We start from the raw sequence: 15,983 nt of genomic DNA, 5'->3' as shown, positions 1-15,983 counted from the left end.
CCGGGGGAGCGGATGAGCTGCAACCGGAAAGCTGAGGTCCGCTCCACCCGATCCAAACGTTTGCGTCTGACCATGCGAGGTCCGCCTTGGGTCACTTTTGGTCGGTCTTGGCAGCCCGAATGTCGGCTTCCCACCCAGTGTGGCCTATCTGGGACGGTGGGACCCGACCCGAGCCGGCGCATATCAGAACATCATGCACGAGCAGTTGCGATTGAAACGGACCGCCACCATGCTCAAGTCACTCTAGTCCCCTGTCGCCGGAGCCCGCGTTATGGTCGCTCAACTCAATCACACCATCGTCTGGTGCTCGAACCAGAGCGCCTCAGCCAAGTTCCTGGCCGAGATGCTGGGCCGGCCAGCGCCGACCCGCTTCGGCCACTTCGACGTCGTCGAGCTGGACAACGGCGTCTCGCTCGACTTTGCCGACGTCGAGGGCCCGATCCGGCCGCAGCACTACGCCTTCCTGATCAGCGAAGCTGATTTCGACGCCGTCTTCAGCCGCATCAAGGATCACGGCCTCGAATACTGGGCCGATCCGAGGGGTAGCCGGCCCGGCGAGATCAACCACAACAATGGTGGGCGCGGCGTCTATTTTCGTGATCCGGACGGCCATTACCTCGAAGTGATCACCCGGCCTTACGGCAGCGGCGGCTGAGCGAGGCTAGCAGGTTGCTGAAATGACTGGCGGTTGGTCGGTTTCTTCGTGGTCGGCCGGTGCCTTTTTCCGCGTTGATGGGCAGATCACTGCATCTAGAGGGTGGGTTTCCGCCCCGGCATGTCGTTTCGGACGGACTCGCGGTGTCACGCCGCCGCTGCCAGCAGCTTGGGCAGGCGGACGAGGTTGTAGGCCGCCATGGCGAAGGTGAACTGCCAGTCGATCCTGGGCAGCCCGCGATGGCGCGCCTTGCGCAGTCCGGCGACAGTCTTGGCCCAGCCGAACGCCTCCTCGATCCGCTTGCGGATACGCAAGCTGATGTCGTAGCCGGGGTGGCGGGTGGTTCGGCCGTCGATGGCCGAACGGCGGCCGTTGGTGTTCTGCGCGGCATGCGGGGTGACGTTGATCGCCCGCAGTTCGGCCACGAAGTCCTGCGTGTCGAACCCCTTGTCGCCGCCCAGCGTGATCGGCTGTGAGGGGGTGGCGTGTGGCTCGACCAGTTGCAGCGCGGCCAGCCGCTCGGCATGGCGCCGAGGCGCGGGGGGCGGTGGCGCCGACGATCAGTCCGTTCCTGTTTTCCATCAGCGCGTGCCCCATGAAACAGAGCTTCGCCTCCTTGCCGCGGCCCTTGCGGTAGAGCCGCGCATCCGGATCGGTGCTAGATCCGTGGGTGTCATTGCTGCGTTTCTGGCCGCGGAAGTCCTGCTCGCCATTGCGGCCCGCATCGGGGGCGGCCCAGAGCCGTCCTTCGGTCGGAAGCTCTTGGTACTGGCCCACGCCTCCAGCAGCGTCCCGTCCGCCGAGAAATGCTCGGTCGAGAGCAGCGCCTTCACCTGCGGTTGCGCCAGCACCGCGGCGAGGAACTTCACGGCCACATCGCCCCCGAGCAGCCGGTCGCGGTTCTTGGTGAAGCTCGTCGCGTCCCACACCGGATCATCGACGCCGAGACCGACGAACCAGCGGAACAGCAGGTCGAACTCGATCCGCTCGACCAACTGCCGCTCCGAGCGGATCGAGTAGAACGCCTGCAACAGCAGCGCCCGCAGCAGCCGCTCCGGCGGAATCGACTCCCGACCGAACGGCGAATAGAGCGTATCGAACTCGGCCGAGAGCGCCGACAGGATGGCGTTCACGATGCTGCGGATCACCCGCAGCGGATGATCCGCCCGAACACGCTTCTCGAGGTCCACGTAGCTGAACAGTGATCCCGCAACCGCCTCACTCCCGCGCATCTTTGCCCTCGCTGCGCCCCCCACACAGCGAATCACGCAGGCGTCGGAGCCGCTACCAATTTCAGCAACCTGCTAATCCTACTCGCCGAGAGTTTGGGCGTACGTTTTGCCGTATGGATAGAAGAGTTCCTTGCGGCCTTGCTGCCACCCCGCTCTGAGTTCTGGCGTTGTGATGTCCCAATCTGGCCGGCATTTCTTGGTAACGGCCCGTAGATCCTGTCGGAGCTCTTCCACGGTCGGCCGACCGAAGAACCAGTATCCGCTATAGATCTTATAAATGACGCGGCCGGGCTCCAGGATAATCACATGCGGAATCATGGGATTGTTGACAGGATCAGTGTATTCGGCGATGTCGAGATCGTTCTGGACTGTGCGCCGCGCGTCAGAGAGGAAGGGCCAGTGAGCACCGACCCCGCTGCGGTATTTATTCGTCTGAGTAATATTGTCGGTGCTAATCGTAACCAACCGGCAATAGGCAACCTCGAGCTCACGATGGAGTTCAACAAGCCCTTCAGCCTGCCGGCGGTCCTTCGGGCAGAAACCTCCTCGGCTGAGGACGAGAACCATTGGATCTTGTCCTTGAAGTTCGGAAAGTTTCCGCCGTTTTGCGGTGTGATCGGAAAGCTCATAGTCCGGGAAGATAGCCCCTGGAACCATGTCAGATCGCATAAGAAATCCTCCACCGTTTCTCCGTTCACACCGGCTGCTTGAGCGCAGCGTTGTCGACCGGCATTTTGCGTAGGCGCTTGCCGGTTGCCGCAAAGATTGCATTGCTGACCGCGGGGACGATCGCCGATGTCCCAGTCTCACCCACTCCTCCCGGCGGCTCGGAGTTTTGGACGATGTGGATCTCGATGGCCGGCGCCTCGTTCATGCGCAGCATTCGGTAAGTATCGAAGTTGGATTGCTCGACACGCCCGCCCTTGAGCGTGATCTCGCCATAGAGCGCCGCCGTGACGCCGAAGATGATGCCGCTCTCTATCTGCGCCCGAACTGTATCGGGATTGACGACGGCGCCGCAATCGATCGCGCAGACGACGCGCCGCACACGAACCATACCATCCTTCGATACTTCGACTTCGGCAACTTGCGCCAGATAGCTCCCGAAGACGAATTGAACGGAGACGCCACGGCCGACCCTTTCAGGCAATGGCTGTCCCCAGCCGGCCTTTTCTGCAGCAAGCTCGAGGACGGCTTTTGCGCGGGGGGCCTTTCCAAGCAGAGCCAGTCGATACGCGACCGCATCCTGCTTCGCCGCCGCCGCCAATTCGTCCATGAAGCTCTCGGTTACGAAGACATTGTGCGACGGCCCGACGCTGCGCCAGAAGGCGGTCGGAATGCCCGGAGGTTCTACCCGCAAATATTCCACATGCAGGTTTGGGAGTGCATAGACCAGATTGATGGCGCCCTCCGTGGTGTCGGGATCGAGACCATTCTCGAACACAGGAGGCAGCCATCTCGCCAGAACCGAGGATCCTGCAAAGCGATGGTTCCAGGCGACCGGCATGCCTTTTTCATCGAGACCGGCGGAGATCCGGTCGAACCAATAAGGGCGATACATGTCGTGCTGGATATCTTCTTCGCGGGTCCACACGACCTTCACAGGGCCATCGACCTGTTGCGCGATCTGGACGGCACGAACGACACCATCGATCTCCAGTCGGCGTCCAAACCCACCACCGATCAGATGATTGTGGGCCACCACCTTGTCCAGCGGCAGGCCAGTGATCTTCGCGGCCGCCGCCTGCACGCGCCCGATGGCCTGACTGCCGACCCAGACCTCGCAGCCGTCCTTCCTGACATGAACAGTGCAGTTCATCGGCTCCATTGTGGCGTGTGCAAGGAACGGAACCTGATACGTTGCCTCGACCTTGGTGACGGCGCTCGCCATGGCCTTGTCGGCGTCACCGATATTCTGCGCCACCGCTCCCGAACTAAGCGTCGCCTCTTCGAGCTTGCGCGCGACCTCTCCAGTGTTGAGCTCGGCGTGCGGGCCGTCTTCCCATTCGATCACCAGCGCCGCCAGCCCTTTCTTTGCAGCCCCCATGTGGTCAGCCACGACGGCAACGGCGTCGTCAAGCCGCACGATCTGACGGACACCCTTGACAGCCTTGGCCGCCGCATCTTCCACGCCCTTCACGTGCCCGCCGAAAGCGGGCGACTGCGCAAGGGTCGCGATCTTCACGCCCGGCGGCCGAACATCGATGCCGTAGACGGCCGTCCCGTTGACCTTCGCCGGCGTATCGAGACGCTTGGCCGCAGTGCCGATGAGCTTGAACTCCTCGGGGCGTTTCAGCGCCACATTCGCAGGTACAACCATGCGGGAGGCATCGGCAGCCAGATCGCCATATTTGATGCTTCTCCCCGTCGGCGGGTGACGCACTTTACCGCTTTGCGCGCGGCACGACGCTGGATCAACCTTCCAGTGCTCTGCCGCCGCCGACACGAGCATGGCTCTCGCTATTGCGCCCGCTTGGCGCAGGGGGTACCACGCACCGCGTATCGCATTTGAGTTGCCAGTAGCCTGCACGCCCAGCAACGGGTTGGCGTAGAGCTTTTCGTTCGGTGGAGCATGTTGCAGGCGCACCTGTTTCAGGTCCACCTCGAGTTCTTCCGCGATCAGCATCGGAATCGCCGTGTAGGTGCCCTGCCCCATCTCGACATAAGGCATGGTCAGGACGATCTGCCCATCGCCGCTGATGCGGATGAACGCGTTCGGGACAAAGCTCGCGGAATTGGCTGCTTTGACGTCGCCGCTCACGAACGGCAAGCTAAGGCTCAGCAACAAGCCTCCACCGGCTGCCGCTCCGGCCCGCAAAAAGGTGCGCCGGGAAGGACCGTCTGCCGATGAGGTTCGGTCAAAGTCGATGCCTTGGAAAGCGATGCGATCGAGGACCATGGTCAGCCTCCCCGCGCTGCCTGCTTGATTGCCTCACGAATGCGGATATAGGTCCCGCAGCGACAAATGTTGCCGGACATGGCCTCGTCGATGTCGGAATCCGTCGGATGCGGATTGCTCGCAAGCAGAGCCGAGGCCGACATTATTTGACCCGACTGGCAGTAACCGCACTGAACGACTTCGCGGTCGAGCCAGGCCTTCTGGATCTTGGCACCAGATGCCGTCGCTCCGATCGCCTCGATGGTTGTGATTTGCGACCTGCCGATACTGTCGATGGTTGTGACGCAGGAACGGCTAGCAACGCCATCGATATGCACGGTGCAAGCGCCGCACAGCGCCATGCCACAACCAAACTTCGTACCGGTCATGCCCAGCACGTCGCGCAACACCCAGAGCAGCGGCGTGTCGTCATCGACGTCGACGGACTGTACGGTCCCGTTGACCTGAATTACGAATACCACGGTGTCCTCTCCTTTTCTGCCTGCGGTGATCCCCGCGGCACGCTTCGCCGACGCTCTCCATGTTCAACCCTCAGGGCGCGCAACGCGTGAAGACGAAGTCGTTCCCCTTCCGCGTAAGCTTGGGACCGCGGGAAGCATGTCTCAAGCTGACCTTGGTCGACGGATTTACTGTCGATGAAACGGCCGAATTCCCAGCCGCCCGTCGCAGCGTATGTCCTTGAGTCCTTGACCATGATCTGAACCGAGGTGGCGGGACCGGTGACGAAGGCGCCGTCGATCCCGCCGAGCGGCTCATGTTTCCAGGCGAGCTTAGTGAGTATCGTGCCATCGGGAAACGGAAGCGCTTCGTCCTGATAAGCTTTTGTCGCGGTGGCGCTACCGGGAACGCCTCTGAGTTCGTCGAGTCCCGGCTCGTGAGAAACGACAAAAAACTGCCACTCGCGGTCTCCGGCGGGAATTTTGAGACCGAAGATCCGGAAGCGGTCGTCATGGGCGCCAACGGCTGCGAATGACATTGCAGCGATGACGCTTGCTGCCGGCGCAACTGCGGAGGTCAGGGCAGTAATCTGTTTCATCGACCCCCTTCCACAAAATAGCGTGACAGGTAGTCTGGCTCAGACTAGGTCGATCGCAATATCGAGGCTGCCGCGCGTAGCTTGCGAGTGCGGACAATTCTGGTGCGCTTCATCTTTCAGGGTCTGGGCTACTTCGCGCTTGATAGCTGGCAGGCGGATATTGAGGCGGGCGCTGAGAAGGTAATCGCCCTCTGCCAGATGCAGGTCCACTTCGGCATCGATGGCCAGGTCGACCGGCAGAGTGATCTTCCTCCTGCGAACCGCAAGCCCAATCGCACTTTCGTGACAAGCTGAACAATCTGGGGCGAAGAGCTGCTCCGGATTGGCGCCAATGCGCGCCGCGTCCGGGAGTGAAAGCTCGACGCCCAGGCGACCGTCAGAGTTGGGGGACGCACCGTCTTCTCGCCCACCGGTGGTGTGGGTCTTGGCCGTGTACACTGCTTTTCCGTTTTGGGACGTCGTGCGTTTTCTTCGAGTTGGGTCGTGGTGTTCACGTGTTTCTTCTCCTGCTTCTCCTAGTTCCAGTGGCCGTCGCTCAACGTCAGGCAACTGGAGTTGGAGTTGATGGGGTGGACGGCCCCTGCTGAACGGCATTGAGTGCTAGACGTGGTCGTCGTTGAATGACGCCACAGGAGAGGAGCCGTTCGCCATGCGGGTTACCACGATTGGTCTTGGTCTTGCGAAGCGCGTGTTCCAGGTCCACGGCATCGGTGCCGATGGCCGAGCGGTTGTACGCCGAAAACTCCAACGTGCGGAGGTAGCTAGCACTACTTTGGCACTTTCGGGCTGACGAGAGACAGGCTCTTGTGGCAATGCGGACATCGTGATGGCCGTCGTGGTGGCGCGAACAGGCGGGTGCTGATGGCGAGGCGCAGTTCAGGCAGTGTTGGTCGCGGCGGCGGTGCGTTCGGCGGCAGATTTTTTGCCCCACCCAGCGGCCTTAAGCCGCAGGTGCTGGAGATAGGCGAACGCGATGCAGGTCATGAGAGCGTGTCGGTGTAGGCCGGTCCAGGAGCGGCCCTCGAAGTCGCCGAGGCCGAGTTCCTGCTTGAGTTGCTGATGCGCCTGCTCGCACACCCAGCGCGCCTTGATTGCCGCGGCCAGGCGCCGCAGGGCGGTACGGGCCGGAAGATTGCTGGATAGTATTTGCGCTCGCCGCTGCTGCGCCATTCGCCGATGAGCCAGACTTCCTCGCCGGGCAAATGGCCGTGGCGGGGGCTGCGCGGATCATCGGCCACCCGCACCCGCACAGCCGAAAAGCGCGCGGCGAGCGCACCTCGGTGGCCTGCCGCCAGACGACGCGCCGCCAGAGACATCCGGCCAGCACATCCGCGGCATCTCGGGCGGTTTCACTCGGCACGGCATGCTGCCGTGCCTTTCTTCGGCAGCGCCGTGCCCTCGACCACAAGCGCCGCATCGTCACCACCCACCAGACGATCCGCCTGCGCGGCCAGCGCCCCTCAAAGCGGCGCAACATCCCAGGCCGGACTGCTGACGAAATGGTGGAGCTGGTCGTGGCAGCAAGGAGAAGCCGAGCGGCGATCGGCTGCACACTCTTCGGCCCGTCCGGTCCGAGCAATCCTTGCACATACAGCGGTGCCCACTTGCTCCGCGTGCTACGCCCGATCACGCCGAGGAACGGCGCCAGCCACGCATCAAGATCCCCACCAATGTCGCTCGACCGGGACACAGCGTAGACGCCACTGAATCCCGGTCCGCAACACAACTGCAGCGTAACCGTACAAGTGCCAAGGTAGTGCTAGCGTGCGCAAAACGCACTTCCGTGTCGTGACCCCCTTGACAGAGCCGAGCGGACGCAACGGAAACACAAGAGATTGATCCATCATGAGTGACGACCGGTCATGAGCGGCTTGGAGAGCATCGGCCAGTACGCCTGCATCACCGCGAAAATGTAGGCCGTGCTAATGCCGAACAGCAGCATGCCGTCGGCCGCCTCCAGCGCGCCCATCATCCGCCAATTCGGTTGCAGCGTCAGCCCCGAAGCGCCTCGCGTCGTCATTGAGTCAACGGAATAAAGGATCGCATCTTGAGGCGAGTCGATCGCGCCAAGCCACACATAGGCTGCTGCCCAGATCATGGCCTCTATCCCGTGCAGCACAGCCAGCGGCAGTCCGACCGCTCCGATCACGCCAATCACGATCAGGATCACGTGACCTAAACCAAGGGCCCGAGGCTCCAGCCAGCGGATCCTGATCACGAGCCCCACTAGGGCCATCACCACCACACCCATTGTGTGGATTGCTATGGTCAGGGCGCTGAGTGACAAACCCCACGTCCAGCTTATGCTCTCCAACAGATTGCTCCTGCAAAAGCGCGGCAGCTCGACCTGTTGAATTGAGGCCTGCTGCCGCACTGGACCAAGGACCCAAAAACGGCCAGGCGCCCGATCAACGCGCGGGCCGAGACGGTCAGCAGCTCCGGGGTGTTTCGGGGCGCCTTCGCGGCCCGGCGATGCCTGGTGCCGGCCGACGCATTCTATAAATGAAAGGCTCAGCCGGGCGGCAAGCAGCCCTACGCGATTGCCCGCCAGGACGGCAACCCGATGGCCTTCGCCGGCCTGTGGGAGGGCTTCCGCTGGCCCGATGGGTCCGTGGCGCGCACCGTCACGATCATCACCACGAGGGCCAATGCCGACGTGGCCGCCCTGCACGACCGAATGCCAGTGATCTTGGAGGAAGCGGATTGGCCGGTGTGGCTGGCAGAGGCTGAGGGCGAACGATAGCGACCCGGAGCGTATCGACGTAGGGCGGCGCTGCTGAAGGGCAGGGGGGTGCTGGCCGGCCCCTCCTTACGTCATTGCCTCAAGTCGATTTTATCCACGGCCTGTCAGAATGGTGATCTTCGCTATCCACTCGACCGGGAGGCCGAATTCCGCCGCCTGATCCTCGATCCACTGCCGAGCTGCACGCTGCGAGGAGAAGACGTGGGTCGCGGGAGGGCGGCCGAGGGCTTCTCTGTGCGGCCCGCGTGCAGCACCGTCACCAACAAGGGCGCCAATGAATTCGCCAACGCTGCGTGGCTCGATCCGGGCAAGCAGTTTTCCATTTGGTCGCATCGTGCGGATACTTTCCCGTAATCTGCGCCGTGATACCGGTCTGCGCTCCTACCGTTGAGTTGCTGTCATAAAATTGAAGCAATTCGGGGAGCGCGGCCCGCCGAGGCAGTTCCTTCCCCTGCGCGCGCGAGACCTCACAGCTCGTCCTCCGGGGCAGAGATCAAGTGGCCGCATATGGCGGATGACATCTTTCTGGGGCTGGCGGCCCTTCTAGCCGCCCTCTGGCTCGCGACAACGTCGCCTACCGGCGGCCGCATTGTTTTCCGCCTGGTCGCTCTTGTCGTGGCCCTGCCGTTCGGCAGTCTCGGCACCTTAACAATTAAGGTGCTCGACACCGCCCTTGCCGGAGGCGGTACGTCGCTATCGACGGCGCGGGAAATCGTGGCGTCCGTTGCCGTGATAACCTTGAGCCGCTATGCTGGAAGCGCGCTAGCTCACTCACTGCAGACGCGCGATGAAAGGGTGGCGACCGAAGCGGCGGCATCACGGATCGCGGCGTCCGTCGCCGCTGGCAGTGCGACGGAATCGCATATGCATATCGACCCCGCTCGAATCCAAAGCTCGGCGCAGGCAGTCAAGGCGCAGTATGAAGCCACGGCACCACTGACCGCTAGCGCTGCGGCGTTGCTGGCGGCGCTCGGACATATCCTGTTCTGAACTCGTTTTTGCGGATTGGATCGCCTCGATGTCGGAAGGAACGGCGGGAAGACCGATCGCAGAGACGCCGATGATTCAACGGACGCGCCGCCCGGGCGCCACCGTGTTAATCGTCGGAATTCTGTTCGTGGCGATGATCGGACTGTCAATCTGGTATCTGAGCCGGCGGGAGCCGCTGGTGATCCAAGGCGAGGTGCAGTCGCGCACCTTCGACTTGGCGGCGCGCGTCGACGGACGGATCGGGGAGATCATCGCGTCACGCTCGCAGGACGTGCCGCGGGGCGCACCGCTCATTCGCATCGACAATCCGGAGTTGCTCGCCAAGGAGCGGCAGAGCGAGGCCGCCCTGCGCGTGGCGGAGGCCGAGCTGGCGCGCGTTAGGGCGGGGTTCCGGGCGGAGACCATCGCAGTCCGCAAGGCGGAAATCGACCGAGCCAACGCAGACCTGACGCTTGCACAGAAAACGTTCAGCCGGACGCGTCAGCTCGTCACCTTGCACGATGCGCCGCAATCGCAGTTCGACAGGGACAGCGCCGCGCTGACGCTTGCCGAGCGCACGCTGGAGCAGGCCCGCTTCGCCTACAACGAGGCGGTTGCGGGCTTCACGCGCGAGGACCTGAACATCGCGTTGGCCAAGGTCGAGAGCGCGAAGGCCGATGTCGAGACGCTCAAGGCGCTGGTGGACCAGATTGTCATCGTCGCGCCGGCCGACAGCCAGGTGTTCCGCATCCCAGTGGAGGATGGTGAGTTCGTGCTGCCGGGCGTACCGCTGATCTCGCTCGTCGACCTCGGCGACATGTGGGTGCAGTTCGACCTGCGGGAGGACCTGCTGCGCGATCTCAAGCCGGGCTCGAAGATCAACGTCCGGGTGCCCGCGCTCGGCGATCGCATGGTCGGGCTGGAGGTTCGCGTGATCGGGGCGAAGGGCGAATACACTGGCTGGCGCGCGACGCGGGCGAGCGGTGATTTCGACCTGCGGACGTTCGAGATCCGCGCTTACCCGACACAGCCTGTCGAGGGTCTGCGGCCGGGAATGAGCGTCTACACGGACTGGGGCGAGCGGCGCTCGTGACGAGGCTTCGTCCCGGGCTGCTGGCCGTCGCGGCGCGGGAGGTACGCTGGATTTTCCGTGGCCCTGTCGCGCGCTTCCTGCTCTTCGGCGTGCCGGTCATCGCCTTCGCGGTGCTAGGCTTTACCTTCAGCCACGCGGTCGTGCGTGGGCTCGATGTTGTTGCGGTCGATATGGACAATTCCGCGACCTCGCGGGTTTTCATCCAGGCCATCGCTGCGGCGCCCGGGATCACGGTCGCGGAGCGCGCGAACGACCTCGGCGCGGCGGCAAGCGCGATCCGCGCGGGCCGCGCCATCGCAGCGATCTACTTGCCGCCGGAATTCGGCAAGGACGTGCTGGCGGGCCGCGCGCCGCGTCCTGTCGCGTTCACCAACACCCAGTTCTTCACGCCGGGAAACAACGCGGCCAAGAGTATTCGCGACGCCATGTCGGCAGCCAATGCGGCCGTTGCGCCCGCGCGGCAGGCGGTGGGCGACCGTGCGGAGGCCGGGCTCGTGCCCGAGGAATACGTGCTGTCCAATCCCGCGCTGAACTACGCGCAGTTCCTGCTGCGCGCGGTACTGCCCACCGTGCTGCATGTGGTGATTGCCATCTCGGCGGGGTACGCGGTCGGCTCGGAGTTCCGACGGCGGAGCATGCGCGCGTGGTGGGACCTCTCCGGCCACAGCATCGCGGCGGCGTTGTTCGGCAAGCTGCTACCGTACTACGTCGTGCTGATGCTGATGTTCGTGCTGATGGTGGGCATTCTCGATGTGTGGCTCGGCGTCAGCTTCCGCGGCAGCGCAGTGCTGACGGCGGTGTCGGCGACGCTTCTGATTGTCGCGTATCAGATGATCGGCTGCCTTATGCAGTTGCTAGCGCGCAATATGGCGTTCGGGCTCAGCCTGACCGGGATCATCGTCTCGCCCGCCTTCGGCTATGCCGGCGTCGGCTTTCCGGTGCTCGCGATGCAGTCCTTCCCTCGCGCGTGGGGCGCGATCCTGCCGCTGCGGTGGTATATCCAGATCCTGTTCGACCAGGCCTCGCGCGGTGCTGCGCTGCGCTTCACGGCAGAGCCTTTCGCGGTCCTCAGTGGCCTGACCGTGGTTCTGGCGCTGCTGGTCTGGCTGCGCTTCCGCTCGCTGGCCCGGCGTGGCCTGATTGTTCCCGAGGAAGCCGAGCCGCCGCTTGATGCTGCGGCACCTGGTGCCGCAGGGGCGTTCGCGGCAGAGTGGCGACGGGCGATCTCCGATCGCGGGGTGTTCGGGCTGTTCGTGCTGGCGCCGGTGCTTTATGCCGTCTTCTACCCGCAGCCCTATCTGGGCCAGATCGTGCGCAACATTCCGATTGCGGTGGTGGACCAGGACGGCAGCGAGCTCGGCCGGGCGCTGACTCAGGCATTGCAAGCGCACGGCAACATATCGGTCGCACTGCGCGCGTCGAGCTATAGGGAGGCCGAGGAAGCGATCTTCGCGCGCCGTGCCTTCGCCATAATGGGGATTCCGCCGGATACGGAGAAGAACGTGCTGAAGGGCGTCACGGCACGCCTGCCGATCTACGCCGATTCGACCTATTTCATCCTGTTCAACCGGTCGCTGCAGGGGATGCTCGAAACAGTGCAGGCATACGCGGCGGACGCGCTCGCGCATGGTGCGCGGACCGAGGGGGCCAGTGTACAGGCGGCCACACGATTGAGCCAGCCGGTGGAGCTCATCCAGGTGCCGCTGTTCAATCCAACCGCGTCATATTCGAGCTACGTCGTGCCGGCGGCCTTCGTGTTGATCCTGCATCAGACCTTGCTGATGGGCGCGGCGATGCTGGGCGGGGTCGCCTTCGAGCGGGGTGGCCACGTGGCCCGACGGGCGCGGGCGTCGGCCGCAGCGATCCTCGGGCAAGGGCTGGCGCACTGGACGCTGTACGTGCCGGCGATGCTGCTCTATTTCGTCGTGATGCCGCGGGTCTATGGCTTCTCGACGCTCGGGAGCGTCTGGGCCCTGGCGGCGCTTTCGATTCCCTTCATCCTGGCGACGAGCTTCTTGGGGCAAGCGCTCGGCCTCCTGTTCCGACACCGGGAGACGGCGGTGTTGCTGGTGCTGGCGACGAGCCTGCCGCAGTTCTTCCTCGTTGGTGTCTCCTGGCCCGCCGAGGCGCTGCCAGGATTCCTGCACCGGGCGCGCGAGCTGTTGCCGAGCGTCAACGCGATCAACGGGATGGTTCGCATCAACCAGATGGGCGCGAGCCTTACGGAGGTGCGTCCGGACTGGGTGCGCCTGTGCGCGCTCACCTTGCTCTATTTCGTAATCGCCGCAGCGTTGGCGCATCTTCGCGCGGCCCGAGCGTCGAGCCATGCCCCGGCTGTCTAGGCGCACCCTCCGGCTTGCGGCAGCGCCCGTGCTGGCGGTCGCCATCGTTGCGCTCTGGTACTGGTGGCCGGGGCGCGCGAGCGAGGAGGCGGAGATCGCGGGCATGGTGCGGACGACCGAGATCCGCGTCGCGCCCGAGATCAGCAGCCGGCTGGTTGGTTTCCTGGTCGAACCGGGACAGACCGTGCAGCGCGGGCAGCCGGTGGCGGTGCTGAGCAATCCTGAGCTCTGGGCCGCCGTTGGCGCGGCTCGGGCGCAGGTCGACAAGGTGCGGTCGGATCGTGATCGGGTCTATGCGGGCGTGCGGGAGGAGCAGGTCCAGGGGCTGCAGCGCGAGATCTCGAAGGCGCAGGCCGTGCATGCTCAGGCCGTTCAAGAGCTGGCGAGGAAATCGGCCCTGGCCGCGCGGTCGGATGCTTCGATGCAGGAACTGGATACCGCAAAGGCCGCGGAGGCGCGGGGCCTCGCCGAGATTGCCGTCGCCGAGGCCCGATATGCGGAGGCGCAGCGCGGTCCGACTGCGGAGGAGCGGACGCTGGCGGACGCAACGGTCGCCTTGGCGGAAGCGGCGCGGGATGTCGTCGAGGCGCGGGCAGCGAAGGTGCTGCTGCATGCGCCGTCTTCCGGCGTGATTGCCATCCTGGCCGCCGAGGTTGGCGAGGCGGTCGTGCCGGGCGCACCTGTGCTGACCATGGTGCCGGACAACGGTCTGTGGTTCGGCTTCAACCTGCGCGAGGACACGCTGCGGAGGCTCACGGTCGGGGCTTCCATTACCGTCCGTTCGTCGTCGGCTGAGCCTGTCAGCGCCAAGGTCGCGGAGATGCGGAACTGGGGCGAATTCGCAGCCTGGCGCGCTGCGCGCGCCACGGGGGACCATGATCTCAATACATTCTTCGTTCGTCTTGACCCGGTAGTGCCGGTGCCTAAGTGGGCGCCCGGGCAGACGGTATGGCTGAAGCCGGCGACTATTGAAAATCCTCGCGATCAAGGGACGCTTGGACATCGCGGCTAGCACTGCTTTGGCAGATAACGACGAGATAGGGGCGTGAGCGGCCTGGAGCAATGCGGACATCGCGCCGGCGTGGGGTGGATGAAGTGATCGAGGATCGCCTGCCGCACCGCCGTCAGGCTTGGTTGTGGCGGTGGTCCTATGCCTCTTTTTTCCCCGCCCACCTGTCCGAGGCCGCGGAATTGCAGGAAGGCGTAGGCCATCATCGTCATCAAGGCGTGGCGATGCAGACCCGTCCATGAACGTCCCTCGAAGTGATCAAGGCCGAGTTCTTCTTTCAACTGCTGGTGTGCCTGCTCACAGATCCAACGCGCCGTGATCGTGCCGGCGAGCGTCTTGATCGGCGTGTCAGCGGGCAGGTTCGAGTGGTAGTATTTGTGCTCGCCGCTCGAACGGCGTTCGCCGATCAGCCAAGCCTCTTCGCCAGGCGTGTGCTGGCCACCCATGTCCCGGATGCGCTGCGTCGGCCTGTCGGCGACGCGCACACGCGCAGAGGCGAACCGCGCGGTCAGCCGGCCCTTGGTGCCTCGGCGCCAGCTGACCGACCGCCAGGCCACGTCGGTGAGCATGGCCTCTGCCGCGATCGATTCGGTGTCGGGGATGTGTCGCTGGTTGCGGGGCGACACCGACGGAATGGTTGCCGTTTTTGGGTAGCGCCGTGTCGTCGATCACCAGCACCGCGTCGCGGCCGCCGACGAGCCGATCCGCCTGAATGGGCAGTTCCGCCTCCAGCGGTGCCGCATCCCAGACGCCGGCCGCCACGAAGTAATGCAGCCTGTCGTAATCGCCCGGCGCAAGCCGGGCCGCCATCGGCTGAACGCTTTTGCGATCCCCGGGACCGATCAGCCCCGCAAGATAGAGCCGACACATCCGTCGCCGCGTCTTGTTGCCAAGACCAGCCAGGACCGGCTCCCGCCAGCGCTCAAGCTCCCCCCGCCAATCCAAGTCCGCTCGTCCCATCGTCGGCCTCCAGAATGCCGACCTCTCATGAATCACTCAAACGCCGATTCGGGACTCCCAAACCTAAGGTGCCACCCCACGTTCTGCCAAAGTAGTGCCAGGTCCTGTTGACAAAAGATGGTAGCCAGAGTCTGGCCGCCGCGATGTTGAGGAAGTAGAGGAACGACAGGGCGGTCTTGTCATATCGAGCAGTGATGCGACGGAGCTGTTTGATGCGGTTGAACATGCGTTCGACGCGGTTCCGGTCGTGGTATGCTTGAAAATTGTAGTCTATAGCTTGCTTGCCATTTGCCCTCGGCGGGATCACCGGCAAGATACCCTTCAGCAGTAAGGCGCAGCGAACGTCGTCGCTGTCATAGCCTTTGTCGGCCAGCATCGCCTTGGGCGGAACGACGGGCAGTTCGAGCAAGTCATTGGCGGCTTGGTAGTCCGAGACTTCTCCGCCGGTCAGGATGAGGCCGAGAGGGCGTCCCTGACCGTCTGCACGGGCGTGGATTTTGCTCGTAAAGCGGCCGCTGCTGCGACCAAAGCCCTCCTTATGAGTCCCCCTTTTGCGCCGGCTGCCTCAGAGTGGCCGCGGACGATAGTGCTATCGAGCATGTGTTGCCAGCCGTCGGTCAGGCCAAGGTTGACCAGCGTCTCCAGCAGGGCGCCCCAGACACCCTGCTCGGCCCAGCGTCGGAAGCGGACATAGACTGAGCCCGGATTACGGTCTTGGGCGGAGGTGTAGCATCGGCTGCAATATCGACTTGGTCCCAGTAACCATTCCAGGCCGCGCTTCACCGGATTGAACTTGAGATCACTAGGGGCGCGGCAGCGATCACGCGCTGCCGCGCCCCTCAGCGGGTCCGCTTCCGCCGTCGCTCTAGCGCTACAAGGGGCCGGCAGCAGCTTGGACCACGAACTCGTGACCGCGGCGATATGCCTGCGACTTCCAACGGGTTCCGGGGCACTGTTTGATCGCCGGATGGGGTTAGGGGATGTTCTCCACGATCATCTCCCAGACGTCGTGGCCCTTGCCGTGCAGCATGGCCTTGGCACTGTC

12 protein-coding genes and 6 pseudogenes are annotated in these 15,983 nt (G+C 64.0%); 8 read left to right on the top strand and 10 right to left on the bottom strand.

Annotation, left to right across the window (positions count from 1 at the left end):
• The first annotated feature begins 271 nt into the window (after positions 1 to 271).
• Positions 272 to 655: a VOC family protein gene (locus OL599_RS24625; protein ID WP_264716698.1), complete on the top strand. Its 384-nt coding sequence runs from the start codon at positions 272 to 274 to the stop codon at positions 653 to 655.
• A gap of 146 nt (positions 656 to 801) precedes the next feature.
• Here OL599_RS24625 and OL599_RS24620 read toward each other — a convergent pair.
• From OL599_RS24620 to OL599_RS24595, 6 genes and pseudogenes are all read right to left on the bottom strand, one after another.
• Positions 802 to 1,887: pseudogene (locus OL599_RS24620) on the bottom strand (IS5 family transposase).
• Positions 1,888 to 1,965: 78 nt separating this feature from the next.
• The gene (locus tag OL599_RS24615; protein ID WP_264716700.1) at positions 1,966 to 2,544 is read right to left on the bottom strand and encodes a peroxiredoxin family protein; all 579 of its coding nucleotides are present in this window, start codon (positions 2,542 to 2,544) and stop codon (positions 1,966 to 1,968) included.
• A gap of 37 nt (positions 2,545 to 2,581) precedes the next feature.
• Positions 2,582 to 4,786 carry a xanthine dehydrogenase family protein molybdopterin-binding subunit gene (locus tag OL599_RS24610; protein ID WP_264716697.1) on the bottom strand — a complete coding sequence of 735 codons (2,205 nt, stop codon included), beginning with the start codon at positions 4,784 to 4,786 and terminating at the stop codon, positions 2,582 to 2,584.
• A gap of 2 nt (positions 4,787 to 4,788) precedes the next feature.
• Positions 4,789 to 5,247: a (2Fe-2S)-binding protein gene (locus OL599_RS24605; protein ID WP_264716696.1), complete on the bottom strand. Its 459-nt coding sequence runs from the start codon at positions 5,245 to 5,247 to the stop codon at positions 4,789 to 4,791.
• A complete protein-coding gene (locus OL599_RS24600; protein WP_264716695.1) occupies positions 5,235 to 5,822 on the bottom strand; it encodes a cytochrome P460 family protein in 588 nt (195 codons plus the stop codon). Before OL599_RS24600 ends, OL599_RS24605 begins: the two co-directional genes overlap by 13 nt.
• Positions 5,823 to 5,861: 39 nt before the next feature.
• A complete protein-coding gene (locus OL599_RS24595) occupies positions 5,862 to 6,260 on the bottom strand; it encodes an Ohr family peroxiredoxin (protein WP_264716694.1) in 399 nt (132 codons plus the stop codon).
• A 211-nt stretch (positions 6,261 to 6,471) separates the two neighbouring features.
• Between OL599_RS24595 and OL599_RS24590 the strand changes: the two are divergent.
• A pseudogene (locus OL599_RS24590) lies at positions 6,472 to 6,582 on the top strand (IS110 family transposase); the annotation flags it as partial.
• 119 nt (positions 6,583 to 6,701) lie between these two features.
• On the opposite strand, the pseudogene OL599_RS24585 reads toward OL599_RS24590, so the two are convergent.
• Both OL599_RS24585 and OL599_RS24580 read right to left on the bottom strand, forming a co-directional pair.
• Positions 6,702 to 7,512 (bottom strand): annotated as a pseudogene (locus OL599_RS24585) (transposase); the annotation flags it as partial.
• Between the two features lie 153 nt (positions 7,513 to 7,665).
• Positions 7,666 to 7,992 carry a hypothetical protein gene (locus OL599_RS24580; protein WP_264716693.1) on the bottom strand — a complete coding sequence of 109 codons (327 nt, stop codon included), beginning with the start codon at positions 7,990 to 7,992 and terminating at the stop codon, positions 7,666 to 7,668.
• Between the two features lie 192 nt (positions 7,993 to 8,184).
• Between OL599_RS24580 and OL599_RS24575 the strand changes: the two are divergent.
• The 6 genes and pseudogenes from OL599_RS24575 (at position 8,185) to OL599_RS24550 (ending at position 13,981) form a co-directional block, all read left to right on the top strand.
• Positions 8,185 to 8,565: pseudogene (locus OL599_RS24575) on the top strand (SOS response-associated peptidase).
• Positions 8,566 to 8,613: 48 nt separating this feature from the next.
• Positions 8,614 to 8,919: a hypothetical protein gene (locus OL599_RS24570; RefSeq protein WP_264716692.1), complete on the top strand. Its 306-nt coding sequence runs from the start codon at positions 8,614 to 8,616 to the stop codon at positions 8,917 to 8,919.
• Between the two features lie 153 nt (positions 8,920 to 9,072).
• A complete protein-coding gene (locus OL599_RS24565; RefSeq protein ID WP_264716691.1) occupies positions 9,073 to 9,555 on the top strand; it encodes a hypothetical protein in 483 nt (160 codons plus the stop codon).
• A 28-nt stretch (positions 9,556 to 9,583) separates the two neighbouring features.
• On the top strand, positions 9,584 to 10,627 hold the full coding sequence (locus tag OL599_RS24560; RefSeq protein ID WP_264716690.1) for an HlyD family secretion protein: 1,044 nt from the start codon (positions 9,584 to 9,586) through the stop codon (positions 10,625 to 10,627).
• Positions 10,624 to 12,969, top strand: a complete 2,346-nt coding sequence (locus tag OL599_RS24555; RefSeq protein ID WP_264716689.1) for an ABC transporter permease — start codon at positions 10,624 to 10,626, stop codon at positions 12,967 to 12,969. The genes OL599_RS24560 and OL599_RS24555 overlap by 4 nt, the downstream gene beginning before the upstream one ends.
• A gap of 28 nt (positions 12,970 to 12,997) precedes the next feature.
• A complete protein-coding gene (locus OL599_RS24550) occupies positions 12,998 to 13,981 on the top strand; it encodes an HlyD family secretion protein (RefSeq protein WP_264716688.1) in 984 nt (327 codons plus the stop codon).
• A gap of 84 nt (positions 13,982 to 14,065) precedes the next feature.
• Here OL599_RS24550 and OL599_RS24545 read toward each other — a convergent pair.
• Positions 14,066 to 14,974: pseudogene (locus OL599_RS24545) on the bottom strand (IS701 family transposase); the annotation flags it as partial.
• Positions 14,964 to 15,440: pseudogene (locus OL599_RS24540) on the bottom strand (IS5 family transposase); the annotation flags it as partial. The pseudogenes OL599_RS24540 and OL599_RS24545, both read right to left, overlap by 11 nt.
• Positions 15,441 to 15,983 lie beyond the last annotated feature (543 nt).

This window comes from Limobrevibacterium gyesilva, assembly GCF_025989185.1.
In the GTDB taxonomy this organism is placed as follows: domain Bacteria; phylum Pseudomonadota; class Alphaproteobacteria; order Acetobacterales; family Acetobacteraceae; genus Limobrevibacterium; species Limobrevibacterium gyesilva.
This window is presented reverse-complemented; position numbering and strand designations above follow the sequence as displayed.